Source organism: Corallococcus sp. AB038B, from assembly GCF_003668955.1.
GTDB lineage: Bacteria > Myxococcota > Myxococcia > Myxococcales > Myxococcaceae > Corallococcus > Corallococcus exiguus.
In genome coordinates this window covers 1-24,349 of record NZ_RAWO01000001.1, presented here as the reverse complement: position 1 = coordinate 24,349, position 24,349 = coordinate 1, and the positions used below count along the sequence as shown (strand labels likewise).

24 protein-coding genes and 1 rRNA gene are annotated in these 24,349 nt (G+C 70.4%); 9 read left to right on the top strand and 16 right to left on the bottom strand.

Translation table 11 applies throughout. The features are described 5' to 3' along the window. The 8 genes from D7Y04_RS00130 to D7Y04_RS00090 all read right to left on the bottom strand — a co-directional run bounded on the left by D7Y04_RS00130 (nucleotide 1) and on the right by D7Y04_RS00090 (nucleotide 10,466). Nucleotides 1–810 carry a carbohydrate ABC transporter permease gene (locus tag D7Y04_RS00130; RefSeq protein ID WP_014392992.1) on the bottom strand — a complete coding sequence of 270 codons (810 nt, stop codon included), beginning with the start codon at nucleotides 808–810 and terminating at the stop codon, nucleotides 1–3. After that, the gene (locus tag D7Y04_RS00125; protein ID WP_121757949.1) at nucleotides 807–1,685 is read right to left on the bottom strand and encodes a carbohydrate ABC transporter permease; all 879 of its coding nucleotides are present in this window, start codon (nucleotides 1,683–1,685) and stop codon (nucleotides 807–809) included. The genes D7Y04_RS00130 and D7Y04_RS00125 overlap by 4 nt, the downstream gene beginning before the upstream one ends. Further along, entirely contained in the window at nucleotides 1,682–2,962 is a 1,281-nt protein-coding gene (locus D7Y04_RS00120; protein ID WP_121757948.1) for an ABC transporter substrate-binding protein, read from the bottom strand. Before D7Y04_RS00120 ends, D7Y04_RS00125 begins: the two co-directional genes overlap by 4 nt. A 56-nt stretch (nucleotides 2,963–3,018) precedes the next feature. After that, a complete protein-coding gene (locus tag D7Y04_RS00115; protein ID WP_158620734.1) occupies nucleotides 3,019–3,663 on the bottom strand; it encodes an EcsC family protein in 645 nt (214 codons plus the stop codon). Between the two features lie 193 nt (nucleotides 3,664–3,856). After that, nucleotides 3,857–5,392, bottom strand: coding sequence for an ATP-binding protein (locus D7Y04_RS00105; protein WP_216672731.1), 1,536 nt, complete (start codon nucleotides 5,390–5,392; stop codon nucleotides 3,857–3,859). A 44-nt stretch (nucleotides 5,393–5,436) separates the two neighbouring features. Next, nucleotides 5,437–5,901 carry a response regulator gene (locus tag D7Y04_RS00100; protein WP_120579302.1) on the bottom strand — a complete coding sequence of 155 codons (465 nt, stop codon included), beginning with the start codon at nucleotides 5,899–5,901 and terminating at the stop codon, nucleotides 5,437–5,439. After that, complete coding sequence (locus tag D7Y04_RS00095; RefSeq protein WP_121757947.1) at nucleotides 5,898–9,317, bottom strand: PAS domain-containing protein; 3,420 nt, start codon at nucleotides 9,315–9,317, stop codon at nucleotides 5,898–5,900. Before D7Y04_RS00095 ends, D7Y04_RS00100 begins: the two co-directional genes overlap by 4 nt. 255 nt (nucleotides 9,318–9,572) lie before the next feature. Further along, complete coding sequence (locus D7Y04_RS00090; RefSeq protein ID WP_121759214.1) at nucleotides 9,573–10,466, bottom strand: DUF4846 domain-containing protein; 894 nt, start codon at nucleotides 10,464–10,466, stop codon at nucleotides 9,573–9,575. 193 nt (nucleotides 10,467–10,659) lie between these two features. On the opposite strand from D7Y04_RS00090, the gene D7Y04_RS00085 reads away from it, so the two are divergent. Continuing rightward, nucleotides 10,660–11,262 carry a CDP-alcohol phosphatidyltransferase family protein gene (locus D7Y04_RS00085; RefSeq protein ID WP_120597495.1) on the top strand — a complete coding sequence of 201 codons (603 nt, stop codon included), beginning with the start codon at nucleotides 10,660–10,662 and terminating at the stop codon, nucleotides 11,260–11,262. Between the two features lie 10 nt (nucleotides 11,263–11,272). On the opposite strand, the gene D7Y04_RS00080 is transcribed toward D7Y04_RS00085, so the two are convergent. From D7Y04_RS00080 to glpD, 4 genes are all read right to left on the bottom strand, one after another. Next, the gene (locus D7Y04_RS00080; RefSeq protein ID WP_233601190.1) at nucleotides 11,273–11,452 is read right to left on the bottom strand and encodes a hypothetical protein; all 180 of its coding nucleotides are present in this window, start codon (nucleotides 11,450–11,452) and stop codon (nucleotides 11,273–11,275) included. A 79-nt stretch (nucleotides 11,453–11,531) separates the two neighbouring features. Further along, a complete protein-coding gene (locus tag D7Y04_RS00075) occupies nucleotides 11,532–12,251 on the bottom strand; it encodes a hypothetical protein (RefSeq protein ID WP_147454670.1) in 720 nt (239 codons plus the stop codon). 189 nt (nucleotides 12,252–12,440) lie between these two features. After that, nucleotides 12,441–14,252, bottom strand: a complete 1,812-nt coding sequence (locus tag D7Y04_RS00070) for a S8 family serine peptidase (protein WP_121757946.1) — start codon at nucleotides 14,250–14,252, stop codon at nucleotides 12,441–12,443. Between the two features lie 276 nt (nucleotides 14,253–14,528). Further along, nucleotides 14,529–16,229: a glycerol-3-phosphate dehydrogenase gene (gene glpD, locus D7Y04_RS00065; protein ID WP_121757945.1), complete on the bottom strand. Its 1,701-nt coding sequence runs from the start codon at nucleotides 16,227–16,229 to the stop codon at nucleotides 14,529–14,531. Between the two features lie 208 nt (nucleotides 16,230–16,437). Between glpD and D7Y04_RS00060 the strand changes: the two genes are divergently transcribed. The 4 genes from D7Y04_RS00060 to D7Y04_RS00045 all read left to right on the top strand — a co-directional run bounded on the left by D7Y04_RS00060 (nucleotide 16,438) and on the right by D7Y04_RS00045 (nucleotide 20,733). Next, the gene (locus D7Y04_RS00060) at nucleotides 16,438–16,848 is read left to right on the top strand and encodes a hypothetical protein (RefSeq protein WP_233601189.1); all 411 of its coding nucleotides are present in this window, start codon (nucleotides 16,438–16,440) and stop codon (nucleotides 16,846–16,848) included. A 191-nt stretch (nucleotides 16,849–17,039) separates the two neighbouring features. Further along, nucleotides 17,040–19,151 carry a TonB-dependent receptor gene (locus D7Y04_RS00055; protein ID WP_370457096.1) on the top strand — a complete coding sequence of 704 codons (2,112 nt, stop codon included), beginning with the start codon at nucleotides 17,040–17,042 and terminating at the stop codon, nucleotides 19,149–19,151. Then, complete coding sequence (locus D7Y04_RS00050) at nucleotides 19,151–19,906, top strand: hypothetical protein (RefSeq protein ID WP_120597501.1); 756 nt, start codon at nucleotides 19,151–19,153, stop codon at nucleotides 19,904–19,906. Before D7Y04_RS00055 ends, D7Y04_RS00050 begins: the two co-directional genes overlap by 1 nt. After that, nucleotides 19,903–20,733 (top strand): hypothetical protein, encoded by an 831-nt coding sequence (locus D7Y04_RS00045; protein WP_120597502.1) that lies wholly within the window; start codon nucleotides 19,903–19,905, stop codon nucleotides 20,731–20,733. The genes D7Y04_RS00050 and D7Y04_RS00045 overlap by 4 nt, the downstream gene beginning before the upstream one ends. A gap of 55 nt (nucleotides 20,734–20,788) precedes the next feature. Here the strand turns inward: D7Y04_RS00045 and D7Y04_RS00040 are convergent, their stop codons facing one another. Further along, complete coding sequence (locus D7Y04_RS00040) at nucleotides 20,789–20,983, bottom strand: hypothetical protein (protein ID WP_120597503.1); 195 nt, start codon at nucleotides 20,981–20,983, stop codon at nucleotides 20,789–20,791. Between the two features lie 217 nt (nucleotides 20,984–21,200). Between D7Y04_RS00040 and D7Y04_RS00035 the strand changes: the two genes are divergently transcribed. The 3 genes from D7Y04_RS00035 to D7Y04_RS00025 all read left to right on the top strand — a co-directional run bounded on the left by D7Y04_RS00035 (nucleotide 21,201) and on the right by D7Y04_RS00025 (nucleotide 23,040). Continuing rightward, entirely contained in the window at nucleotides 21,201–21,617 is a 417-nt protein-coding gene (locus D7Y04_RS00035) for a hypothetical protein (protein WP_120597504.1), read from the top strand. Nucleotides 21,618–21,717: 100 nt separating this feature from the next. Continuing rightward, nucleotides 21,718–22,062 carry a hypothetical protein gene (locus tag D7Y04_RS00030; RefSeq protein ID WP_120597505.1) on the top strand — a complete coding sequence of 115 codons (345 nt, stop codon included), beginning with the start codon at nucleotides 21,718–21,720 and terminating at the stop codon, nucleotides 22,060–22,062. Between the two features lie 9 nt (nucleotides 22,063–22,071). Continuing rightward, nucleotides 22,072–23,040 (top strand): tetratricopeptide repeat protein, encoded by a 969-nt coding sequence (locus D7Y04_RS00025; RefSeq protein ID WP_121757943.1) that lies wholly within the window; start codon nucleotides 22,072–22,074, stop codon nucleotides 23,038–23,040. Nucleotides 23,041–23,043: 3 nt separating this feature from the next. Here the strand turns inward: D7Y04_RS00025 and D7Y04_RS00020 are convergent, their stop codons facing one another. Continuing rightward, nucleotides 23,044–23,343 carry a tetratricopeptide repeat protein gene (locus D7Y04_RS00020; protein WP_120544379.1) on the bottom strand — a complete coding sequence of 100 codons (300 nt, stop codon included), beginning with the start codon at nucleotides 23,341–23,343 and terminating at the stop codon, nucleotides 23,044–23,046. Nucleotides 23,344–23,374: 31 nt separating this feature from the next. Between D7Y04_RS00020 and D7Y04_RS00015 the strand changes: the two genes are divergently transcribed. Further along, a complete protein-coding gene (locus tag D7Y04_RS00015) occupies nucleotides 23,375–23,575 on the top strand; it encodes a SlyX family protein (protein WP_120597507.1) in 201 nt (66 codons plus the stop codon). Between the two features lie 9 nt (nucleotides 23,576–23,584). Here D7Y04_RS00015 and D7Y04_RS00010 read toward each other — a convergent pair whose 3' ends face one another. Both D7Y04_RS00010 and rrf read right to left on the bottom strand, forming a co-directional pair. Continuing rightward, entirely contained in the window at nucleotides 23,585–24,031 is a 447-nt protein-coding gene (locus D7Y04_RS00010; RefSeq protein WP_120567841.1) for a hypothetical protein, read from the bottom strand. Between the two features lie 202 nt (nucleotides 24,032–24,233). Further along, nucleotides 24,234–24,349 (bottom strand): 5S ribosomal RNA (rrf, locus tag D7Y04_RS00005).

Here is a 24,349-nt window from a genome sequence, read left to right as displayed (position 1 = left end):
CTACTCCTTCACCGCCCCGGCCGTGAGTCCGGACACAATGCGCCGCTGGAACAGCACCGTGAGCACCACCAGCGGCAGCGTGGCCACCACCGATGCGGCGGCGATTTCCCCCCACGGTTCCTTGTACTCACTGGCGAAGAGGCTGATGGCCACCGGCACCGTGCGCTTCTCCGGCGTGGACAGGAACGTCAGCGCGTAGAGGAACTCGTTCCACGCGAAGATGAAGACCAGGATGGCTGTCGTCGCCAGGCCCGGCGCCGCCAGGGGCAACAGCACCCTTCGGAACGCCCCCACCGGCGTGCACCCGTCCACCCGCGCCGCGCGGTACAGCTCGTCCGGCAGCTGGCGGAAGAACGACGTCAGCACCCACAGCGTCAGCGGCAGCGCGAACGTCGTGTACGGCAACGCCAGCCCCACCAGGCTGTCCCTCAGCCCCACCGCGTTGAGGATGAGGTACAGCGGGCTCACCGTCGCGATGGGCGGGAACATCGACACACCCAGCGCCGCGGACAACAGCAGTCCCCTCCCTCGGAACTCCAGCTTCGCCAGCGCGAACGCCGCGGATGCGCCCACCGTGAGGCAGAACACCGTCGTCAGCGTCGCCACCACCAGCGAGTTCAACACCGCCCACAGGAACGGCCGCCCGAACAACACACTCTCGTAGTTCGCCCCCGTCAGGTGCGAAGGCCACGGCCGGGTCAACTCCCCGTCCGGCCACAGGCTCGTGAGCACCTGCCACAGGAACGGTCCCAGGAAGAACGTGAGGAACGCCACCACGGCCAGCGCCGTGCCCAACCCTGGCCGCTTCATCGCCGCCCCTCCTCGCGCCCCAGCCAGCGCAGCCACACCACCGCCAGCAGCACCACGCACAGGAACGTCGCCACCGACAGCGTGCTGCCGTACCCGAAGTCCCCGGAGCGCATCAGCGTCTTGTACGCGTAGATGCTCAGCGTCTCCGTCGTGTTCGCCGGTCCGCCCTCCGTCAGCACGTAGATGGCGTCGAACACACGGAACGCGTCCAGCGACCGGAACAGCACCGCCAACAGCAGCGCGGGCTTCAGCAAGGGCATCGTGATGGACCGGAACTGCCGCCACCCCGACGCCCCGTCCACGCGCGCCGCCTTGTAGAGGTCCTCCGGAATCCCCTGCAGCCCCGCCAGCACCAGCAGCGCCACGAAGGGCGTCGTCTTCCACACGTCCACCAGGATGGCCGCGTGCAACGCATACCCCGGCGCCCCCAGCCAGTTGATCTCCGCTCCACCCAGCAGCCTGTTGATGAGCCCGTAGTCCGGGTTGAACATCCACGCCCACAGCCGAGCGCTCACCACCGTGGGAATCGCCCACGGCACCAGCACCGACGCGCGCAACAAGCCCCGTCCCGGGAACGCGCGGTTGAGCAGCAGCGCCAACGGCACCGCGAGCAGCAGCTCCACCGTCACAGCCACCGCAGTGAAGTACGCCGTGTTCCCCAGCGCGGACCAGAAGCGCGCGTCCCCCATCAGGTAGGCGTAGTTCTCCAGCCCCGTGAAGCGCCGCTCGCCAAACACCAGGATGTACCGGTGCAGGCTCAGCCATATCGCCGCCAGCACCGGGTACAGCGCCACCACGGCCAGCACCACCACAGCGGGCGCCACCAACAGGTACGCCTGCCGCCGCTCCCGAGCCTGCGAACCCGCGCCCCTCATTCCTCCTCCGGAGGCTGCTCACCGGTCAGGTGATCCACCTGCTTCTGTGCCCGCGTGAGCGCCACCTCCGGAGTCCGCAGGCCCGCCACGGCGGCGGAGAACTCGCTCTGCAGCACGTCCGCGATGAGCAGGTAGTACGGCGTCACCGGCCGGGGACGCGCCCGCACCAGCGCCTCCTTCAGGCTCGCGATGAACGGCTCCGCCGCGCGCAGCTCCGGGTCGTCATACAGGGCCATCCGTGGCGGGTTGCGCGCGTAGTGCAGCGCCAGCACGCGGTTCGCCTCCGGCGACGTCAGGTGCGCGATGAGCCGCGCCGCCGCCTTCCTGCGCGCGGGCGAAACATGCGCGTTCACCGCGAGCTGCCACCCGCCCAGCGTCCCCCACCCCGGCTGTCCATCCTTCGTCGGCAGCGGCGCGATGCCCACCTTGCCCCGGATGGGAGAGCCCTCCGCCTGCGCCTCGCTCCACGCATAGGGCCAGTTGCGCATGAACACCGCGCGGCCCTCCTGGAATACGCGCCGCGACTCCTCCTCGCCAAAGCCCGTGACCGTGGGAGGAGACAACCCGTCCGCGATGAGCCCATGCAGGTACGCCAGCGCCTCGCGAGCGGGCTCCGTCTCCAGGAGCACGCGCCCGTCCTCGCCCAGTGATTGCCCGCCGTGGCCCCAGATGGCCTCGTACACGTTGCAGGTCAGGCCCTCGTACTGCCGGCCCTGCCACACGTAGCCCTGGATGCCGGGCGCCTTCGCCATCGCGTCGCGAGTGAAGCGCCGCAGCTCCTCGTAGGTGCGCGGCGCGCGAGGCACCAGATCCGTGCGGTAGTAGAGGACGCCCACGTCCACGTACCAGGGCACCGCGTACGTGCGCCCGTTCATCACGACCGCGTCCACCGGCCCGGGCAGGAACTCCTGGCGCAGGCGCTCGGGAGGGAAGTCCTCGGACAGGTCCGCCACCCAGCCCGCTCGAGCGAACTCCGGCACCCAGACGACGTCCGCCACCAGCACGTCGAAGTCCGTGGCCTTGCCCTGCAACGACGTGAGGAAGAACTGGTGCGCCAGGTCCGACGAATTCGGCAGCGCCTCCGTCACCAACTCCACGTCCGGATTGGCGCGCTCGTACTGCGCCAGCAGCTCACGGAACGGCTTCGGGTCCCCCCACAGCGGCTGGAACTTGAAGACGATGCGAGTGCGGCCCGCGGTGCCCGCCTCCTCGGACGAGCGCCGGCAGCCTCCCACAGCGAGGCCCAGCGCGACGAGGAGGACAAGGAGGCGGCCCATGCGCCCGGATGACTCCAGCGCGCAGGCCCACCGTCAACGCCAAGCCCCGCGCCCGGTCATCCAGGCGACACGGGCACCAAGGCCCCAGGCCCAGGAGCGAACAACCGCCGGGCCGTGGCCCCCACCGCGCGGCACGCGAGCGCATCCACCGCGCCGCCCACCAGCCCACCGGCCAGCGGCACCACCTTGGACAGGTTCACGACGCCCTTCTGCGACGCCTTGCTCACCAGCCGGAAGCCCACCGCGCGGTTGATGCTGCTCAGCGCATGCATCGGCACGGCCTCCAGCGCGCGCATGCCCAGTTGCTGGCTCACTTCGATACCGGCCTGCTTCACCACTTCCTTGCCAATGTCCCCCACGATGGCCAGCAGCGTGAGGGTCCGCACGCGGTCCTCCTCCACGTCATGCCCGTGGATGCGAGCGATGGCGCCCACCAGCCGCGCCTGCACCATCCACGACACGCCCAGGCCCGCGGGCAGCGACACCGGCAGGGTGAGCAGGCCGCCCAGCCCGGACAGGAAGCCCGTGGTGAACAGCTTCCCCGTCTCCCAGTGGATGAGCGAATTGATGCGCGCCTCGTGGTCCGCGTAGCGCGTGTCCCGCAGGTACTCGTCCGCCAGCCCCGTCGCGCTGCACAGCGGCCCCAGGCCATCGAAGCCCGCGTCCAGCACGGCATTCACGACTTCCAGCGGCTTTGACATGCGTCCACTCTCCACGATGAGGCCAGCCCCGCATCCTAACCGGCGGAGGTCCCCTGCTGGAGCGGCCCCTCCTTGTCCGTCCTCCAGACAGGCACGCGACCCCCATCCGCGCGGAGGCCTCCGCACCCGGGCGCGCATCCGGCGCTGCAACGGCGTGCTGTTCCTCGGGGGAACCGACCTGCCCTGAGGCGCCCTACTCCGGCGCCAGAACGGTCAGCTCCTTCGGAGGAACCCGCGGCAGGCGCACGGTGAACACCGTGCCCTCCGCCGCGGACGACCGCGCGTTCACCGTCCCGCCGTGCGCCAGCACCAACTGCCGGACGATGTAGAGCCCCAGCCCGATGCTGCGCTCGGAGCGCCCCACCGTCGTCCCGCGCTGGAGCGGCTCGAAGATGCGCGGGAGCATCTCCGGGGGAATGGGGTCCCCACCGTTGCGCACGTTCACCACGACAGCGTCCTGCTCGCCCCGGCTCTCCACGCGCACCGGAGTGTCCTCCGGGCTGTACTTCAGCGCGTTGCCCAGGATGTTGGACAGCACCTGCGCCATCCGGTCGGAGTCCCACGCCCCCTGCCCGTCCCCCACCTGCTCCATCTGGAGGGTGCGCTCCGGATGCGCCGTGCGCGCCTCCTCCACCACCTGCAGCGTGAGCGCGTGGAAGTCGCACGGCGCCGCGTGCACCGGGATGCCGCCGCCCATGCGCGCCTGCGTGAAGTCCAACAGGTCGCGGATCATCCGAGTGGCCCGCTCCGCCGCGGACAGCACGCGCGCCGCCGCCTTCGCGTGCCACGGCTGGATGTCGTCGCGCCGGAGCATCAGCGATGCGCCCGTGAGGATGGCGCCCAGCGGGTTGCGCAGGTCGTGGCTGACGATGCCAATCAGCTGCTGCTCGAACTCCACCCGCGCCTGCGCCTCGTGCACCAGCTTCTGCCGCTCCTCCTCCGCCCGCCGCCGCTCCGTGATGTCGCGCATGGCGCCCACGATGCGCCGCGCCTTCCCGCTCGCTCCGCGCAAGATGGAGCCCTGCGCCGCCACGTACGCGTACACCCCGTCCTTGCGCAGCACGCGGTACTCGTCCTGCCACCGGTCTTCGTCCGAATCGAACGCCCGCTGCAGCCCTGACAGCACCCGCTCGCGGTCCTCGCCGTGGATGTGCCGGCGCCACCACGCCGCGTCCGCGTCCACCTCTTCCAGGGGGAAGCCGAAGACCTCCTCCGTCGCGTCGCCAATCCAGTGCATCGTGTCCGTCTGGAGATCCAGGTCCCAGATGGCGTCGAAGCTCGCGTGCGCCACCAGCTGGTAGCGCTCCTCGGAGCGGCGCAGCGCCTCCTCCGTGCGCTTGCGCAGCCGCACCCCTTCCGCCTCGCGCAGCGCCCGCCGCACGCTGGGGCCCAGCCGCTCCAGCCGGTCCTTCAGCACGTAGTCCGTGGCGCCGCGCTTGAGCAGCTCGATGGCGCGGTCCTCGCCCAGCGCGCCGGACACGAAGAGGAACGGCGTGTCCGGACACACGGCCTTCGCCGCCTCCAGCGCGCTCATCCCGTCGAAGCCCGGCACGTTGTAGTCCGACAGGATGAGGTCGAACTTCCCCTTCTCCAGCGCCGCGACGAAGGCCGCCCGCCCCTGCACGCACTCCAGCGTTGAAGGCAGCCCGCCCTCCTCCAGCTGCGCGGCCACAAGCTGCGCGTCCAGAGGGCTGTCCTCCAGCAAGAGGATGGACAGGGGCCGTTCCATCGAAGGCAGAGTCGTCAGGTCCCGCGCGGCACCGCCGCGTGCGTTCACTTGGGGGCTCCCGTCGTGCCGGGAGAGCCCGGAGGCGGCTGGTTCACCACCGCCCAGAACAGCCCCAGCTCGCGCAGCGCGGACACGAAGTCCGGGAAGGCCACGGGCTTCACCACGTAGGCGTTCACGCCCAGGCCGTAGCTGCGCGCCAGGTCCCGCTCCTCGCGCGACGAGGTGAGCATCACCACCGGCACCGCCTTCAGCTCCGGGGCACCCTTCACCTTCTCCAGCACCTCCAGCCCGTCCACCTTCGGCAGCTTCAAATCCAACAACACCACCGCCGGGTGGCCGTCCTGCCGGTTCGCGTACTCGCCCTTGCGGAAGAGGTAGTCCAGCGCTTGCTGTCCGTCGCGAACCACCACCACCTCGTTGGCCAGGTGCACCTCTTCCAGGGCCGCCAGGGTGAGCGCCACGTCGTTGGCGCTGTCTTCCACCAGGAGGATCCGCTTGAGGTCAATCACGCGTGCGTCTCGACTTTCTTCTCCACGGGAGAAGCGCGGGGCAGGGTGAAGGTGAAGGACGCGCCCTGCCCCACGGCGCCCTCCGCCCAGGTCCGCCCTCCATGGCGAGACACGATGCGCCGCACGTTCGCGAGCCCGATACCGGTGCCCTCGAACTCCTCGGCCGTGTGCAGGCGCTGGAAGACGCCGAACAACTTATCCACGTACTGCATCTCGAAGCCCACGCCGTTGTCGCGCACCCACACCGCGACCTCGCCTTCCGTCTCGCGTGCCCCCACCTCGATGAGGGTCTCCGGCTTGGGACGGGTATACTTCAGCGCGTTCGCCAACAGGTTGTGGATGACCTGCCGCAGGAGCGACGGGTCGCCTTCCACCGTGGGCAGGCTTCCCACCCGCCACTCCACCTGCCGCCCGGTGGCCTCCGGCATCAGGTCGCGTTTGGCCTCCTCCACCAGCTGGCCCAGGTCCACCCGCGACTGGCGCAGCTCCGCCCGGCCCATGCGGCTGAACGCGAGCAGGTCATCCACCAGCGTGCCGCCCTGCTTCGCCGCTCCCGCGATGGTGGCGAGGTAGCCCTTCGCCACGTCGTCCAGCTTCGCGCCCGCCCGCCGGTCCAGCAACTGCGCGAAGCCGGTGATGTGCCGAAGCGGCGCGCGCAGGTCGTGCGACACGGAGTAGCTGAAGGACTCCAGCTCCTTGTTCGCCTCCTGCAGCTGGGCGGTGCGCTCGCGCACGCGCTTCTCCAGGCCCGTGTTGAGGTGGCGGATCTCCTCCTCCGCCTGCTTGAGGCTCTCCAGCGTGCGGCGCTCGTCGTCGATGTCCGTGTTGGTGCCGAACCAGCGGACGATGCGCCCCTCGCCATCCCGCACGGGCATGGCGCGCGACAGGAACCAGCGGTAGCTGCCGTCCGCGCGGCGCAGGCGGAACTGGTCCTCCCACAGCGTCCCCTCGCGAAGGGCCGCGTTGAAGTGCTCCAGCACGCGCTCGGAGTCCTCCGGGTCAATCAGCGCGTTCCAGTCCGTCTCCCCCACCTGCGCGGGTGACGTCCCGGTGTAGTCGTACCAGCGCTGGTTGAACCAGAAGAGGCGTCCCTCCGGCTCCGCCATCCACGACAGTTGCGGGATGGAGTCCGCCAGCGTGCGGAACTGCTGCTCGCGCTCCTTCAGCTCCGCGGCCAGCGCCTCGATGCGCCGGCGCGCCAGCACCTGCTCCGTCACCTCCCAGGACACGGACACGATGCCGTCCACCTTGCCCTCCGCGTTGCGCAGCGGCTGGAAGGTGAGGTTGAAGTAGCCCTCGGGCGCGTCCTGCCCCACGTCACGGCCCAGGCGCATGGGCACCTCGTGGCCGCGGTAGGTCTCGCCGGTGCGGAAGACGTGCTCCAGCTGATCCACCTGCCCCTGGTCCTTCAGCTCCGGCAGCGCCTGCCGCACGGTCAGCCCCAACAGCGGCCGGGAGCCGGTGAGCTTCAGGCGCAGGTCGTTGGCCATCTCGAAGACCAGGTCCGGCCCGCGCAGCACGGTGATGGCGGCGGGCAGCTGCTTGAGCACCGCGAACAGGTTGCGCCGCTCCGCCTGAGCCGTCTCGTACAGGCGCGCGTTCTCCAGCGCCACGCTGGCCATCTGCGCCAGCTGCACGGCGATGGTCTCGTCCTCCGCGTCGAAGTCGCCCTCCAGCTTGTCGGACACGTGCAGCAGGCCCAGGTTGCGGCCGTCGTGGCCCACCAGCGGCACGGCGAGGAAGCCCTTCAGGGGCAGCGCGGGCGGCGGCGCGGCGGGCGCTTCCGAGTAGGCCGCGTGCTGACGCAGCTCCGCGCGAGTCAGGCGCAGCGGCCGGTTCTCCTGGCACACCCGGGCGAAGAGTCCGCGCTCGTCCACGCCCACTTGGGCGGCGCCGGGCGCCTGCGGATCATGCCCTACCGCGGACAGAGAGCTGAGCGTCGGCGCGTCCCGTCCGTCCGCCACCTGCACGTAGGACTGGTTCGCGCCAATCAGCTTGCGCGCCTTGAGCGTCACGAGCTCCAGGATGGCCGGCACGCTGCCCGCCGCGTTGAGCGCCAGGCTCGCGCGCGACAGGCCGCGAAGCTGCTCGGTGCGGCGCAATTCGCCCGCCATCAGACGGGCCCGCTCCGCGTCGGCGCGCTTGCGAGCGGTGATGTCCTGCACGGTGCCCACGAAGCGCACCGGCTTGCCGTCCTGGAAGTGCGTGCGGCCCGTGGCGCGCACCCAGCGCTCCACGCCGTCCTTCAACCCCACGGTGCGGTAGGCCACGTCGTAGTCGCCCTTGCCGGTGGGGTCCCAGCTGAGCGCGATCGCGCGCTGCACGGCGTCCCGGTCCTCCACGTGCAGGCCCGCGAGGAACAACTCGTAGGACGACTCCGAGTCGGGCGGCAGGCCGAAGAGCGCCTTGCAGCGCGCATCCCACCTGAGCTCGCCCGTCACCACGTCCATGTCGAAGGTGCCCAGCGCCGTGGCCGTCAGCGCCAGACGCAGGCGCTGCTCGCTGTCCGCCAGCGCGGCCTGCTGCTTTCGCAAGTCCTGCGTGAGCGCCTCCGTGTGCCGGCGCGCGCGCACGAACTCCGTCACGTCGGTGGCCAGGGTGATGATGCCGGACGCGGTGCCGTCCACGTCCACCATCGGGTGGTAGATGACGTTGAAGAAGACGGAGTCCGGCTGGCCGTCGCGCACCAGCTTCACCTCGAATTCCGGCCGCACGAAGGGCTGCCTCGTGCGCACCACCCCGCGCAGCACCTCCATGATTTCCGGCTGCGAGGCCATCTCCGGGAACGCGTCCAGCAGCGCCTGTCCCGGCGTCACCCGCCGGCCCACCAGGAGCTCGTAGTAGGGGTTCGCCAGTTCGAAGACGAAGTCCGGCCCGCGCGTGATGGAGATGCCCACCGGGGCCTGCATGAAGAACGCGTGCAGCCGCTCGCGGTGGACGGCCTCCAGGGCGTCGCGCTCGCGCTCGCGCAGCGACTCCTCGCGCCGCTGCACGGCTTCGCGCGCCAGGTGCAGCTCCACGAACATGGACACCTTCGCCAGGAGGATTTCAGGCCGCAGCGGCTTGCGCAGGTAGTCCACCGCGCCGTGCGCGTACGCCGCCAGCCACTCCTTCTCGTCGCCGTCGCCCGCGGTCATCAGCAGCACGGGCGTGCGGCGGCTGCGCTCGCGCTCGCGCAGGAGGCCCAGCACCTCCACGCCCGTCATGTCGCCCAGGTTCATGTCCATCAGGACGGCGGCGAAGTCCTCGTCCAGCACGCGCCGCAGGGCCTCGCGTCCGGAGGTGGCGCGCACCAGCCGCTGCCCCAGGGGCAAGAGGATGCCCTCCAGCGCCAGGAGGTGGCCGGGCGTGTCGTCGACAATGAGGATGCTGGCCCTGGGAGAAGACGCGGGCACGGATGCGGCGGCGGAGGACATGGTGGAGGCTCGGGGGACGGGCTCCTCTTCCCTTTAGGCTGACGGGCACTCGGCGGGGGACGGGCCCGGCTTCGGTGCGTCGCCCGTTGACGGCAGGACAACACTCCACGCCGCAACCTGCCTCCTCCCTCCCGTCGATTCCAGAAGAACCTCGGGAGTTGCCGGTTTCGCGTCTCCCCGTCCGCCAGGAGAGGCACCAGGAGGGCGCCCGTCCTCCAGGCTGCACCTCGTTGGTGCTTCAGGTTTCCAGCCCGATCAGGGCGAGGGCAGGCGTCGCAGGGACGTCATGGGGAACGGCGCCCAGAAGGGCGTCGCCAGGCTCTCCCCTTCCAGCGGGAACCAGGCCCCGTCCCTTCCCGCCAGGACGTGGAAGTCCTGCGCGGGGGTGAAGCCCTGACCTACGAGCGCCATGCGTTCACCCTTCGCGTTGGTGGCCACGTCCAGCACGAGCACCGTATGGCCGGGGCTGCCGCCCAGGACGAAGAAGTCCCCGGGGCGCAGCTGCTCCCGCGTGGGACGGGCGCCTTCCGCCTGGATCGACAGGGTGCCCGCGTAGGTGAAGAGCAGATTCAGGTAGTTGCGGAAGGCCGCCCGCGAGCTGTCCGCCGCCGCGCTCCCCGGCACCCACGTCACCTTCGAGCCGGAGACGCGCGCCCGCTCTCCGGCCGCGTACTTGGGCCAGGACGCCAGGTGGCCGCTGGTGAAGCGGTAGGCGATGCGCTCCGACTGGCCGGACGCCCAGCGCCACTCCGCGTGGAGGCGAAGGATGGAGTCCGCGCACTGCTGGAGGTTCGCGGTGCCCACGTCCAGCTCCCCCACCGCCGCCAGCCGGGAGTCGGAGGCCGCCAGCACGGTATTGCCCTGGAAGTCGCGCACGGGGGAGCCATCGGAGCGCAGGGGCAGTCCGCGCAACCAGGCGCCAAAGGAGCCCGCCTCCAGGGGCATGCGCGTGTAGCCCTCCGGAGGCGCGAAGGTCTCCTCCAGCGAGCGCACCTGGGCGGAGGCTGGCAGCCACGGGTAGCGCGTCCGCTCCTCCGCCGTGGGGGCTCGGGTCGCGACCTTCGCCCGCCCGGCCGCTTCACAGCTCGCCAGCGGCAGCGCGACGATGAGCAGGGTGGCCAGTGCCAGCAGGGGGCGGAAGGGTCCCATCGCGTTCAAGAGGCGGACTCCAGGAGGACAGAGGCCGGGGAAAATCCCGGGCCATGCCCTGGGACACCGTACGCGGGCCGCGGGGTCCTTTCGTTGGACGTGGCTCCACGAGGGCACCAGAGGAGTTCTTCGCTGGACGCTCGCCATGCCGGGCAGGTGCGCCCCGGGGGCCGAGCACTACCTTTTGAAGGCCATGCACCGTCGGGCAAGCCTCGTGCTGCTCAATACGCTGTCCCTGTCGCGACTGCCGCTCGCCGCGGTGTTCATCGCGGTGTCGGACCTGCGCATGAGGGCCTTCCTGGTGGTGCTGGCCGCGGCGACGGACTTCCTGGACGGTTGGATTGCCCGGCACCGGGGACTGGCCACGCGCATGGGAGCGCTCATCGACCCGGTGGCGGACCGCGCCTTCATGGTGACGGCCTTCATCGTGTGTCTGCTGGACGGGCTCATCGACCCCGTGGAGCTGACGCTGCTGCTCCTGCGGGACATCGGCACGGCCATCGGCTTCATCGTCGCCAGGGTGCGGCCGGACATGCGGGCCATCGAGCTCAAGGCGCGGATGCTGGGCAAGGTCGTCACGACGTTGCAGCTCGCGGTGTTGCTGTGCGTCCTGCTCTACCCGCCGCTGGTGCGGCCGCTCGTGGCGCTCGTCGCGCTGCTGTCGCTGGCGTCGGTGGTGGACTACACGCGGGCGGTGTGGCGTCAGCGTCAGCGCCGGGAACTGCCGCCGTCACGGCCGTCCTCGCACCTTCCTCATGGGCCCACGGGTGCACCCATGGGGTCCGTGAGGGAGTGACGCGAACGCCTCACGCAGGCACGGCGCGCATGTCCCCGGACAAGGCCAACCGGGCGCGTTCGCGCTCCATGGCGGCGCGCTCGCCGTCGGACAGGGCGTCCCAGACCTCGTCCATCGTGTCGAGCAGCGCATCCGCTTCGGGTGAATCCCCGCCGTGCGCGCAGGCGCGGACGAGGGCCAACTTGTGCAACAGGGTTCGGTATCGGTTGTAGACCGTCATCGTCCGGGAGACGCGGACGGGGCCATGCGGCTGACGGAGGGGCCGCGGGCTACCGGCGGCGTTGAGTCTCGGCGTCGCGCCGGGCCTCGGCGCCGGTCAGCACGGCGATCTCCCGCGTGTGGCTCCGGCCCACCAGGTTCACGGTGGCGCGCACACGCTCGCCCTCCTTGAGCTCCGTCACACCGATGTCCTCACCGTCGCGGACGACGCGCGTCTGGGTGCTGATCTCCAGCGGCAGGCGTGAGCCATCGTTGTCGATGACGACCACCGTGTCGGACACCGAGCGCACCTTCCCCCGGTAGATGGCATCCACCACCGCGACGCCCTGCGAGGCGCCAGGAGCGGAAGGCTTCGCCGTGGAGGGAGGAGCCCCCGTTCCCGTGTTGCCCGTCCCTCCCGTGCCCGAGTTCGTGTCCGGGCCCGGGTTGGGCGGAGTCGTCTGCCCCTCCGGGTTTGGCTCCGCGCTGGGGCTGTTCGGATCCGACCCGGCCTCGGTGCCCTGCGCGGGCGCGGCGCCAGGAGCCGTCCCAGCGGGGGCCTGCGTGTTCGTCCCGGAGCCGCCTGTCCCCGGCTGCTGTTGCGGCACGGGCGCTGGAGCTTGTTGCGGCGTGGCCGCGGGAGCCTGCGGTGTGATCAGCCGATAGCCCTCGGGAGCGGCGGTCTCCTCGGACGCCGCGTCATCCTGCATGCCACCGGATGGAGTCCCGGCGCACATCAGCAGGCAGGCCAGCCCCGCGATTCCCAATCCCAGCCAGGTGTCTCGCCTCATGCGCCGCGTGCCTCCCTTCGTGGGAAGGTGCACGCGCACGCGGCACGAACCACCCGCCCGGAGGACTGGCGCTCGCATGCCCGCCCGGGCTGCCAACCCACGACCCGGCGCCTGCTCGGAAAAAGAAAACGCCCCCGGTCCCACGAAGGGACGCGGGGGCGTCAGGCCCACGGGCGCGAAGGCGCGCGGTTACGGCAGCGGGAGCGGACCGCCGCCCTGGGGCAGCGTGCGCGCCAGCTCCACGGCCTTGGCCGCCTGCACCAGGCCATAACCGTACTTCTCGTCCTTGCCCGGCGTCGTCTTGTCGTCCTTCGCCGTCTTCTCCAGCACCGCGCGCACGTGCGCGGCGCTCAGGTCCGGCCGGGCGCTGAACACCAGCGCGGCGACGCCCGACACGTGCGGGGTGGCCATGGAGGTGCCCGACTCGCGCTGGTAGTCCAGGCCGGTGATGGTCACCGTCACGTCCTGGCCCACCAGCTTCTTGAGGGACGCGCCGGCCGCCATGGACACCGACACCGTGGGCACCCAGTGCGCGTTCGAGGAGCCCAGCGTGAAGGTGCCCTCCGCGTCGTCCGCCACGTTGTTGCCGATGATGACCGCGCGGGCGCCGGCCTGGATGACGTTGCGGGCCTTCTCCTCGAAGAACAGGTCGCCGCGGTCCACGTACGCGACGAAGCCGTCGCAGGTGGCGGTCTCACCGCACGCCGCGCGGTCCGCGCCCAGGCCGCAGTTGACCAGCCGGCCCGTGTACGTGCCCTGCGCGGTGTACGTGAGCGGCGACGAGGTGACGGGCGCCGACGCCGCGGTCACCGAGGACAGCGACGCCGCCCCCAGCACCGTGGCGCTCAGCACGTTCACGCCGGGCCCCACCACGGACAGCTCCTGGCCGAACTGCGAGAAGGGCGCGTACTCGCCCTGCAGGTCCACCGCGCCCACCGCCATCACCGACGGCAAGTACGCGGCCGGATACGCGATGCCGCGCTTGCCGTCATTGCCGCTCGCCGCGACGGACAGCATGCCGTTGCCGTTCTCCCAGACCTTCTCGAACATGAGCTGCTCGGTCTCGGACGGATCCGGCGCGCCCAGCGACAGCGAGGCAATCCGCGCCCCTTGCGAATGGCACCAGTCCACCGCCGCGATGACGTCGTCCGTGCGGCCGCCGCCGTCCGTGTCCAGCACGCGCGCGACGAGCAGCGACGCGCCCGGCGCCACGCCCACCACGCCGTTCGGCTCCTCCCCGGGCGCCACGCGCGCGCCGGAGCCCGCGCCGAACTGCGCCAGGATGGTCGCGGACACGTGCGTGCCGTGGCCGCCGCCCACCGTCAAAACGCCCTGGGACACGCTCTGGTCGGACGGGTCGTCATCGTCGTCGACGAAGTCCTTGCCCATGACGAACGCCGCCTTCAGCTCCGGGTGCTTGCTGTCCCAGCCGCTGTCGATGACGCACACCTTCACGCCCTCGCCCGTGGGCGCGCCGGGGTCGATGACGCCGTCGTTGTTCGCGTCCCACAGCTGAGGGACCTGGATCAGCTTCAGCCCTTCGGTGTACTCGCCCACCGACCCCTGCGTGCTGTACGCGCCCTGCCACGACGCCAGCGGCGGGGGCGTGGGCAGACCCAGCGCGCGCACGCGGCGGTTGGGCGTCACGGAGAGCACGTCCGGGTGGAGCTTCAGCGCGGAGATGGCCTCCGGCGACAGCCGCGCGGACACCACGTTCATGTTGGGGATGCGGCGCTTCACCGTGCCGCCCTCGCGCTCCACGGCCGCCGCGATGTCCGCCGAAGCCGCCAGCGCGCTCGCGGTCACCTTCGGCTTGTAGGTGATGATGACGCCGTCCGGCGCCGTGTCCGTGCTCAGCGGGGAGACCCCCGGCTTCGGCAGCGACACCTCCGAGGTGCCAGGACACACCTGGGGCAGGACATCGATGGGTTCGGGGTCGCTGCCACAGCCGCTCGCCACCAGTCCGGACAACCCGAGCCCAAGCCAAAGCCAACGCTTCATGGGGTGTATCTCCTTCGCCCGGCCAACGTGGATTACCGCGCCGTGACCTGCCGCCCCCGAAAAGGGGGCCGGGAAGAACGGGCCGACCCTGCTTCCCGTTCCCAGGACGATTTAAGCATGGACGCAGCACGACTGCTCGGGCGGCTGTCGTGCGCACGACGGCCATCCGGTGCCGGTCCATCGTGAGGCGCTCAACGCTCAGCTTGGGGAGCGCCTCGTTCGCGGCAGGACCTGCGGCCCGGCATGACGCACCGGGCCCGGACTCCCATCAGGGCGTCAGGCGTCGGAGGGGTCCACGCCGAAGATGCGCTGGGCATCCACGGCATAGGCCGCCAGCTGACGCTCGGTCTCCGCGGTGTCCCAACCCAGGAGAGGCGCCATCACCTCCGCGGCGCGGACGGCGGCGGCGCGGCCCTGGTCGCGCGTCTCGAACGCGACCTTGAGGCGGCGGATGAGCAGGTCCGCCAGCGTCTGGACCATCTCATGGGACACGCCCCAGGCGGCCTCGGCGCGGCGGTAGGGCAGGCCCTCTACCAGCGGCTCGGCCAGCGCGGGCGACTCGCGAGTAAGCGCCCACACCGCATGCCAGCGGCTGCCGTATGCGCGAACCAGGTGTTCGCCCGTGGCGGCATCCCCCACCTCCTGCTTCGCCGCCGCGAACTCCGCGTCCAGCTTGAGGATGTCGCCGCCCGGCAGGGGCTGCTCGTGGGTGACGGGCTTCTTGTGCGGGCGGGACAGGTGGCGCTCCACGGCGTTGACCACATCGCGGGCCATGACCCGGAAGGTGGTGAGCTTGCCGCCGCTGATGGCCAGCACGCCGGACGGGCTGACGTCGATGGAGTGCTCGCGGCTCGCGCTGCCCGCGTCGCTGTTGCCGTGGTAGCCGCTCGCCGCGAGCGGGCGGATGCCGGCCCAGGCGCTGACCATGTCCTCGCGGGTGAGGTTCGCCTCGGGGAAGAAGGCGTTGGCGGAGGAGAGCAGGTAGGCCACGTCCGCCTCGCTCGCGCGCACCTCGGCCGGGTGGGCGCGGGTGGCGGTCTCCGTCGTGCCAATGAGGGTGAACGCATCCGCGGGCAGGATGAACATCACGCGGCCATCCACGGGCGACAGGAGCGTGAGCGCGTCCCCGATGTTCAGCCGCGAGCGGGGCACGGCGATGTGCACGCCCTTGCTGCCGCGCACCGCGGGCCCCGTGCGCTCCTGCTGCGACGAATCCAGCCTGCGGATCTCATCGCTCCAGGGCCCGGTCGCGTTGACGACGGCGCGAGCGTGCACGGTGTGCTCCAGGCCGGTGAGGTGATCCACCACCACCGCGCCCTTCACCTTGCCGTCCTCCAGCACCAGCCGCTTCACGGAGGCGTGGTTGAGCACCACCGCGCCGGCCTCGCTCGCGCCCAGCGCGTTGGCCAGCGTGAGGCGAGCGTCGTCGGTGGCCGCGTCGTAGTAGCGGGCGCCGCCCTTGAGCCCCTCGGAGCGGATGCCGGGTTCGGCCTCCACCAACTGCTTGAGCGACAGGCGCTGATACGCCTTCACGTTCCGGAACAGGGACAGGGCGTCGTACAGCATCAGGCCCGCGTTGAGCTTCCAGCGCGGCACGCGAGCCCCTTCGTAGACGGGCCAGATGAAGGCCAGCGGGCGCACCAGGTGAGGCGCCAGGTGGAGCAGGCGGCGCCGCTCGATGCTCGACTCGAAGACGAGCCCCAGGTGGCCATGCTCCAGGTAGCGCAAGCCACCGTGGATGAGGCGCGACGAGCGGCTGGACGTCCCGCTGGCGAAGTCCTCGCGCTCCACCAGGGCCACCTTCAGGCCCCGCAGCGCCGCGTCCCGAGCAGCACCCGCCCCCGTCACCCCGCCGCCAATGACGAGCAGGTCGAACGACTCACTCCCCAGCGCACGCAGACGGTCGGCGCGCGAGGGCGGGGCAGGAACCTCCGTGGAGGCAGGCAGGGAACGAAGGGCGGCGGATTCGGAACGCACGTGACGAGTCTATGACGGGAAGTCTGTGGCCGCAGCGGATTCCGATGCGATGCGTCAAGCGGTCCACGGGGTCATGGGACTGGGCGGCAAGGAACTGTCTGGCAGCGGGCGGCGGAGGCCGCCTTGCGTGTCGGGGGGAGGACGGATAGGCAGGCAGCCGCCTCACCTCCCCCGTCCTGGACGCTCCGCCGCCGCACCCCGAACCGCCGTGTGGGATACCCGAGACCGACGAGACCTGGCGTTCCTGGGACTGTGGGTCCTGGTGTACGGGCTCGCGGTGGCGCCGGTGCTGCACGCGGTGGTGGGACACGGCGGAGGACTGGGGCGCCACGAACACGGCGTCAGCACCCACGTCCACCGAACCCAGGCCGCATGTGACGCGACCCGGGCCGCGTGTCCGACGGAGTCCGAACAGGGCACGCCGGAAGGAGCGAAGCAGGGCCACGGCCACCAGCATCTGACGGGCTCGGTGGAGCACCTGCTGGCGCTGGCGGCGAGCTGGACGGTGTTCGTGCCGCCGAAGTTGCGCTGGGTGTCCTGGCGCGTGGAACCGGAGAGAAGCCCGAAGTGGTCACCGGGCCAACGGTTGCGGTCCGCGGCGATGCCGCAGGGCCCCTAGAGACATCCGGCCCCTTCGGGCTTCCGTAAGGATGACTTGCGAGCATGCGGACCGTCTGGCCCAGGCCAGACACGGGCCTGCGTGAGCGTGTGTCCCGAAGCCGTCTGTCTTTCAACCCGCACGCCCCGGAACGCGTCCCGACGCGAGCCGGGGACGTGTCGTCGTCTCCTCGTGCCTTCCCCACCGTGACCATGTTGCTCATCGCGTTCGCCACGCTCTCGACGAGTCTTCCCTCGGCCGTGCCCGCAGCACAGGAAGAGCCGCGCCAGGAAGTCACCGGTCACGTGGAGACAGAAGCCACGCCGGAACAGCAGCAACCCGAAATACAACAGCCCACGGAAGCCGCCGGGAAGCAGCGCTCCACGGTGGTGCGAGGCACGCGTCCGGCCCAGAGCGCCGCGGAAGTCACCATCGGCCGGGACATCCTCGACACGGCACCGCGAATGAACGCGACGGACGTGCTCCGAGTCGTCCCGGGCCTGGTGGCCTCGCAGCACAGCGGCGAAGGCAAGGCGCAGCAGCTCTTCCTCCGAGGCTTCGACGCGCTCCACGGCCAGGACGTGGAGCTGAACGTCGGAGGCCTGCCGGTGAACGAGGTGAGCCACATCCACGCGCTCGGCTACGCGGACACCAACTTCATCATCCCGGAGCTCGTCCAATCGCTGGAGGTGACGGAGGGCTCCTATCGCGCGTTCCAGGGGGACTTCGCGGTGGCGGGAACGGTGCGCATGGACCTGGGCGCGCGTGAAAAGGGCGTGGAGTTCGCCGGCACGCTGGGCCAGTTCAACATGCGCCGGCTCGTCGTGACGGTGCGCCCGGGCGAAGACCCCGGCACCTTCGCGGCGGCGGAAATCGGAGAGAGCGACGGCTTCGGGCCCCAGCGAGGCTACGGCCGGGCCACCCTGCTCGCCCAGGCGAACCTGGACCTGGGCCACGGCCTGAGCGCGCGAATCCTGGGAGGAAGCTACGTCACGCGCTTCGACTCACCCGGAGTGGTGCGAGAGGACGACCTCGAAGCCGGGCGCCGCACCTTCTACTCCGGCTCCTTCGACCGTCAGGGAGGCACGGTCTCCCGGCACCAGCTGCTCATCGGAGTGGACCTCCCGCGCGAGGGCACCGCGCGCACGCGCCTGGAGGCCTTCGGAATCCTCTCGGACCTGCGCCTGCGCAACAACTTCACGGGCTACCGGGTGGACGACCGGGGCGACGGCCTGGAGCAGACCCACGACGGCTCCACCCTGGGCCTGCGAGCCGAGCACCGCCGCCAGGTCACGCTCTTCGACCGCCCCGTCGCGTTGGAGCTGGGCCTGGGGGGAAGGCGCGACGGCATCCACCAGACGCAACGCCGTTACCGCGAGACGGACGGCACCTTCTTCGCGGAAGAAGTGGACGCGAACATCACCCAGACGGACGTCTGGGGTTACGCCGAAGCCAGGCTCCCGCTGGGCCGCTGGGCCTTTCGGTTGGGAGGCCGCGCGGACGCGCTGGGCGTGGAGGTCTTCGACGCGCTCGCCTTCCGAGACCCGCGCTACTACGACGGACAGGGCTACTCGCGCAGCGCCTTCGGGGTGCACTGGGGCGCGAAGGCCGGCGTCGAATACGCGCTCACGGACACCTGGGCCCTCTTCGCCAGCTACGGAGACGGCTTCCGTTCCCCGCAGGCGCGAAGCCTCGCGGAAGGAGAACAAGCCCCCTTCGTCAACGTGCACGGCGCGGAGCTGGGCACCCGGAGGGACGGAGAACGTCTGTCCTTCCAGGCGAGCGTCTTCGGCTCGCAGGTGGCGGACGACTTCTTCTTCGACCACACGGTGGGCACCACCGTCTTCACCGGAGAGACGCTGCGCACCGGCATCTCCGCGTCCCTGCAGGCGCGTCCGCTCGAAGGCGTCACGGCCGCGCTGAGCGCCACGGTGGCGAACGCAACGGTGACGAGGACGGGCGCGAAGCTCCCCTACTTCGCGCCGCTGGTCGCCCGAGCAGACATCGGATGGGAGAAGCCACTGCCCGGCATCGACTCCGTGCTGTCGCTGGGCACGGGCCTCACGCTCATCGGGCCCAGGCCCCTGCCCTACGACGAACACAGCCGCACCGTGTTCCTCGCGGACGTGCAGGCCGCGCTGCGCAGGGGAGCACTCGCACTGCGGCTCGACGTGAGGAACCTGCTCAACACGCGCTGGCGCGACGGCGAGTTCGTCTACAGCTCGCGCTTCGACCCCACCGCTCAGCCGAGCCTCGTTCCAGCCAGACATTTCACCGCGGGGGCACCACGCGTGGCCTCGCTCACCCTGGAGGTCCACCTGTGATGAACCCGATTGCACTGGCCTTGACCGTGGCCCTGATGAGCCTGGGCTGCGGCGGCAAGACCGAAGCGGAGCGCCGCACCTTCGCCGTGACGATGACGGCGACAGCACCCACGGCCCCCAACGAGTACGGCTGGACGGTGACGCCCGAAGCCGCGCAGCTCTCCGTGGGCTCAGTGCGCTTCTTCGAGGGCCGCGTGCTGCTGTCGCAACGCCTCCCCCGCTTCGACTGGTACTCGCTCATCGGAGGCACTGCGCACGCGCACCCCGGCCACTATGTCCCCGGGGATGCACTGGGAGAGGTGCTCAACACCCGGACCGTGGATCTGCTCGCGGGAGGCAACCTGGGGGACGCCAACGCCGTCACCGGTTCATACGGCTCACTGGAGCTGACGCTCGTGACGCCCACGGCGGCTTCGGACGCGCAGAACATCCTCGGAGGCCACCAGGCCCACGTTCGAGGCACCGCGACCCACACGTCCGGAGCCACGGTGCGCTTCGACGCGACGGTGGATCTGCCCAAGGCCATCGAAGGCGTGCGCTTCGAGCGCGACCTCCAGCAGGAGGCCGGCTTCGTGCGCATCGCGGTGGACCTGGGGACATGGATGGACCGCATCGACTTCGCCACCGCGTCGCTTCCGGACGCGGCTGGCGTTTCCACCTTCCCCGCCAACAGCCAGGCCCAGAACGGCCTGGTGCGCGGCGTGGAAGACACCAGCGCCTACGTCGTGACGTGGGTGGAAGGAGCAGCGGAATGAAGAAGCATTGGCTGATGGGAGTGTCCTGCCTGGCCCTGGTCGCCTGCTCGTCGGGTCAAGGCAACGTGACGTTCACCGCGTACGGGGAGGACTTCATCGAGAAGGAGATCCCCGCGAGCGCCTTCGAGGACGGCTGGACGGTGAAGTACACCAGGTTCCTCGTGAAGCTGAGCGAGGTGAAGGTCGCCAACCACGAGGGAGAAACCGCCGCCGAGCAGACGGCCGCGAAGGTCTACGACGTGCACCGTCCGGGCCCCGTGGACGTCGCGAAGTTCAGCGACCTGGCCGCCGAGGAATGGGACGAGGTGAGCTACGCCATCGCCCCCGCCACGGACGCCACCGCCGGCAACGCGGACGCGGAGGACGTGACGCGGATGAACACCGAAGGCTGGTCCGTCTACGTCGAGGGCACGGCCACCAAGGGCGCGGCAACCAAGAGCTTCCACTGGGGCTTCGCGACCAACACCCTCTACGAGCACTGCGAGAACGAGGACATCGGCAACGGCGTCACGGTGCCCAAGGGAAGCACGGAGACGGTGCAGCTCACCATCCACGGCGACCACCTCTTCTTCGACGACCTCCAGTCGCCGGACGCGAAGATGCGCTTCGACGCCATCGCCGCGGCGGACAGCACGGGCATCGTCGGCCCGGACGGCGAAATCACCCTGGATGAGCTGGGCCTGGTGAACCTGACGTCCCTGCCCTCGGACCAGTACGGCACGGGAGGCGCAGGCAGCGTGCGGACGCTGCGCGACTTCGTGACGGCGCTCGTGCGCACCGTGGGTCACTACCGCGGCGAAGGCGAGTGCTCGCCGCGCGTCCGCTAGGACAACGCCCCCGGAGGGGCCGGCCCGAACGCGCGGCCGGCCTCTCCCGTTTCACTCAGCGCTTCGAGGAATCATCCCCGCCCGTCATGCCCCCACCGCCGTGCGACGGCATGTTGGACGGCGGGTTCGGAGGACGGTTCGGGTTCATCTGGTTGGAGCGGTTGTCCTGGGCGGACTTGTGCTCCGGGCGCTCGGGGTTCTTGGTGTTGGAGCGCTGATCATTCGGGCTCGGGGTCTTGTGCTTGCTCATCGTGCGGCGTCCTCCGTGTGTCCGGACATGGGCGCCCGGACGGAAGGCACGGTAGGGAGACGCCTCCAGGAAGCGCAGGGGCCCAGCGGGCGCTGCCTGGTGTCCAGCACCGGTCGCTCGGGCTGCCCTCCCCGGCCAGGGAACGCTCGCCGCGGTCTCCTCCGGATGCCAGGGAGGATGCGAATGCCTACTCCTTGACCCCGGGGAGGTGCGGCGAGTGAAGACCGTGACCTACGAGCGCAGTGGCCAGACGAACACCGGGGCGCAGGCGCTGCGAGTGGAAGGCCTCAAGCACCTGCGCGTCCTGGAACAGGGCGAACCGGTGGTGGAGCGGGACCTGACGCCAGAGGAGATCCGCCGCCTGGCCCCGTTGCTGGAACCCCTGCAGCAAGAGCCCGAACCCGCCACCCTCGCGCCCCAAGCAGGAAGCCCGGACATCCTGGCGGTGACCCTGGCCTTCGAGGACGAGGAGACGCCCCGGTTGAGGCTCGCCACCGAGCGGCTGCCCGCGAAGGGAGGCGGGTATGATCGCCTGCTCGCGGAGCTGGACGCCCTGCTGTCGGCGGAGCTCCACGCGCGAGCCCCCCGCCACGCCCACGCCGTCCTCCCGCACCAACTTCGTCACGATGAATGACGGAGGCCGCACGGTCCGTGAGGGCCGCGCCTGCCGGGGCACAGCAGGGGAGCAGCCAGGGCCGGTTGCCCTGGAGGCCCGGTTCTGACAGACAAGAAGCATGAAGCGCGTGCAGTTCTCCGTGCACCGCACGGTTGGAGAGGCACGGATGCTGGCGGGGGCCCTGGAATCGGCCGGGCTCTCGGTCGACATCCGCGGCGAGTCCCTGGTCCCGCTGAGCGGAGAGATTCCCAGCACCGAGGCCTGGGTAGAGCTGTGGCTGTGGCCGCAGGAACTGGAAGCCGGGCGCGAGGTCCTCGCGGATCTCCAGGCCAACCAGGAGGCCGCCAACCGTTCGGTGACATGTCCACGCTGTGGCGAGGAGAACCCCGCCAACTTCGAACTCTGCTGGAGCTGCGAGCTGGAACTGCCGTCGGGGCTGCGCCCACACCTCCGGGCCGTCTAGAAACGCCCCATGAGCGACCCAGCGAACGAACCGGGGGAGCGGAGCGGCCGACACCGGAACCAGGGTCTCCGGCGCGTCATCTGGGTCTGCGGGGCGGCGCTCGCCATCCACGCCATCCCCCTGTTCCTGCCCCGCGACATGCCCGAGCAGGAACTGGCCATCGCGAGGGCCACGGAGAACGTGGAGGGCCGCCTGCGGTTTCTGGTGCCCCTGAAGCACAACGACAAGGCAACGGCGGCGGACCTGCGCGAGGCGGCCGAGCTCCTGCGAGAAGGAGCCCCCGCGGAAGCGCACGATCTGGCCCTGGAAGCCGAGCGGAGGGACCCGAACGCCCTGGAGACCCAGCTCCTGCTCGCGCGCATCTGCGACCGGGAGCGGATGTCCCGCTGCGTGGACCAGTCGCTCGAGAAGGCACGGAAGCTCGCGCCGGCGGACCCAAGGCCGGAGCTGCTCCAGGCGGACCTGAGCGAGGCGAAGGGCGACGTCGGGGGCGCCACGGAGGCCCTGTCCCGAGCCTACAGCCGCACTCCCGGCGATCCCCTCATCGGAATGCGCTACGGTCGGCTGCTCAGCCGGATGGGCAGGCCCGAGGACGCCCTGAAGGTCTTCACCTCCCTGGAGGGCAAGGTCCCCACGGCCCGGCTCCTGGTGGAACAGGGTCTGGTGCTGACCAAGAATGGCCGGAGCCGCGAAGCCGTGGGGCTGTTGCAGCAGGCCGTACAGAAGGACCCGAAGCTCACGGAAGGCCACTTCCAGTTGGGCATCGCCTGGTTCGAGCTAGGCAACGAGACCGCCGCCGAGGAGGCCCTGCGTCAGGCCGACCGACTGAACGTGTCCGACACGCGGGCCCTGGGCACCCTCTGCACCCTCCAGCTGAAGGCGGGCAAGTTCGAGGGAGCACGCCAGACGCGCACGGACCTGGAGCGGCGCTTCCCACAGCGAATGGACGCCATCCGGGAGCAGTGCCGGCTCCCGTGAAGTTCAACGCGGCTCCTGCCCCCGAATCTGGCGCAGCATCCGCGCCGAGGCGATGACCGGCGCGTCCACGGACCCGTCGGCCCGTTCGGTGCGCACCACCGCCTGGAGGAAGGGGATTGCCTCTTCATCCCGGCCCTGCTGGAAGAGCAACTCCCCCAGCGCGAACCGTGCCTGGGTGAGGAGGACCAGGTCCTCCGCCGCCACGGCCGCATCGATGGCATCACTCAGCGCGGACTCCGCCAACTCGGGCTGTCCGCGTCCAAGCAGCTCGCGGGCGCGCTGCAGGTATTCAAGGGTATTCATGGGGCACGGTCCCCAAGCGGAGAAGACGGCAATGGAAGACAAGCGCCTGGTCGAGCTGGAAATCCGCTACACGCAGCAGCAGGAGCTGCTGCAGGAGCTGAGCGACGTGCTCTACCAGCAGGGGCGCGTCATCGACGCGCTCCGGATGGAACTGGACCAGCTCAAGCACAAGCTGGACGCCGAGCCGGGCCTGGTGGACGCCCGCCAACAGGAGCGGCCACCGCACTACTGAGCCAGGACCTCAGAACTTGTAGCCCAGCCGCAGGCCAATGATGGGATTCGGATCGAGGTAGCCCACCTCGATGCCGATGCTCGCGGCCTTGCCCTGGAGGCCAAAGCCAAACGCAGCATGGGCCTTGAAGGTGTCGCCCTTGAAGAAGATCCACGGGCCCGCGAGACCCTCGATGTAGACGTTCCGGCCCACCGTCGCGCGAAGCGAGATGTCCAACGGAACGCCAATGATGTTGCCGTCCGTGACGAGCACCGCGCCGAACCGGGCACCCACGAAGAGTGGACCCGCGACATGCCCCTCAACGCCCAGCGTGAAGTTGAACGCGGCGCTGGTGTCGACCCAGTAGTCCGCGCCCACGCCCAGGCGGACGCCGGACTGCTGCGCCTTGGATTCCGCGGGCGCCAGCAGGAGCCCCAGCGCGAACAGACCAGCGGCGTAGATTCGAAGCAGATGCATGCGAGAGGCTCCTGTCCAGAGAGGGGGGAAGGAGCGCCACTCAAGCAAAGCAGCCAGGGTCAGGCCAGCCTCAAAGCCAGGCGCCTGTACGTTCGCATCCCGTCGGATCAATCCACGAAGAAGCGTGCGTCCGAGACCCGCGAGACAAGCCCGCAAAGACAAAGCCCCTGGTGCCTTGCGGCACCAGGGGCTTTCAAAAAGAATCCGGCAGCGACCTACTCTCCCACGCGGTTTCCCGCGGAGTACCATCGGCTCTGGAGGGCTTAACTTCCGTGTTCGGGATGGGAACGGGTGTGACCCCTCCGACATTGCCACCGG

Excerpts from the sequence above, each read along its gene's own strand:
- D7Y04_RS00120 (WP_121757948.1), bottom strand. The coding sequence starts at position 2,962 with ATGGGCCGCCTCCTTGTCCTCCTCGTCGCGCTGGGCCTCGCTGTGGGA.
- D7Y04_RS00125 (WP_121757949.1), bottom strand. The coding sequence starts at position 1,685 with ATGAGGGGCGCGGGTTCGCAGGCTCGGGAGCGGCGGCAGGCGTACCTG.
- D7Y04_RS00040 (WP_120597503.1), bottom strand. The coding sequence starts at position 20,983 with ATGAGCAAGCACAAGACCCCGAGCCCGAATGATCAGCGCTCCAACACC.
- D7Y04_RS00045 (WP_120597502.1), top strand. The coding sequence starts at position 19,903 with ATGAAGAAGCATTGGCTGATGGGAGTGTCCTGCCTGGCCCTGGTCGCC.
- D7Y04_RS00055 (WP_370457096.1), top strand. The coding sequence starts at position 17,040 with ATGTTGCTCATCGCGTTCGCCACGCTCTCGACGAGTCTTCCCTCGGCC.
- D7Y04_RS00010 (WP_120567841.1), bottom strand. The coding sequence starts at position 24,031 with ATGCATCTGCTTCGAATCTACGCCGCTGGTCTGTTCGCGCTGGGGCTC.
- D7Y04_RS00090 (WP_121759214.1), bottom strand. The coding sequence starts at position 10,466 with ATGGGACCCTTCCGCCCCCTGCTGGCACTGGCCACCCTGCTCATCGTC.
- D7Y04_RS00115 (WP_158620734.1), bottom strand. The coding sequence starts at position 3,663 with ATGTCAAAGCCGCTGGAAGTCGTGAATGCCGTGCTGGACGCGGGCTTC.
- D7Y04_RS00130 (WP_014392992.1), bottom strand. The coding sequence starts at position 810 with ATGAAGCGGCCAGGGTTGGGCACGGCGCTGGCCGTGGTGGCGTTCCTC.
- D7Y04_RS00095 (WP_121757947.1), bottom strand. The coding sequence starts at position 9,317 with ATGTCCTCCGCCGCCGCATCCGTGCCCGCGTCTTCTCCCAGGGCCAGC.
- D7Y04_RS00070 (WP_121757946.1), bottom strand. The coding sequence starts at position 14,252 with ATGAAGCGTTGGCTTTGGCTTGGGCTCGGGTTGTCCGGACTGGTGGCG.
- D7Y04_RS00030 (WP_120597505.1), top strand. The coding sequence starts at position 21,718 with ATGAAGCGCGTGCAGTTCTCCGTGCACCGCACGGTTGGAGAGGCACGG.
- D7Y04_RS00050 (WP_120597501.1), top strand. The coding sequence starts at position 19,151 with ATGAACCCGATTGCACTGGCCTTGACCGTGGCCCTGATGAGCCTGGGC.
- D7Y04_RS00015 (WP_120597507.1), top strand. The coding sequence starts at position 23,375 with ATGGAAGACAAGCGCCTGGTCGAGCTGGAAATCCGCTACACGCAGCAG.
- D7Y04_RS00085 (WP_120597495.1), top strand. The coding sequence starts at position 10,660 with ATGCACCGTCGGGCAAGCCTCGTGCTGCTCAATACGCTGTCCCTGTCG.
- D7Y04_RS00020 (WP_120544379.1), bottom strand. The coding sequence starts at position 23,343 with ATGAATACCCTTGAATACCTGCAGCGCGCCCGCGAGCTGCTTGGACGC.
- D7Y04_RS00075 (WP_147454670.1), bottom strand. The coding sequence starts at position 12,251 with ATGAGGCGAGACACCTGGCTGGGATTGGGAATCGCGGGGCTGGCCTGC.
- D7Y04_RS00105 (WP_216672731.1), bottom strand. The coding sequence starts at position 5,392 with ATGGAACGGCCCCTGTCCATCCTCTTGCTGGAGGACAGCCCTCTGGAC.
- D7Y04_RS00025 (WP_121757943.1), top strand. The coding sequence starts at position 22,072 with ATGAGCGACCCAGCGAACGAACCGGGGGAGCGGAGCGGCCGACACCGG.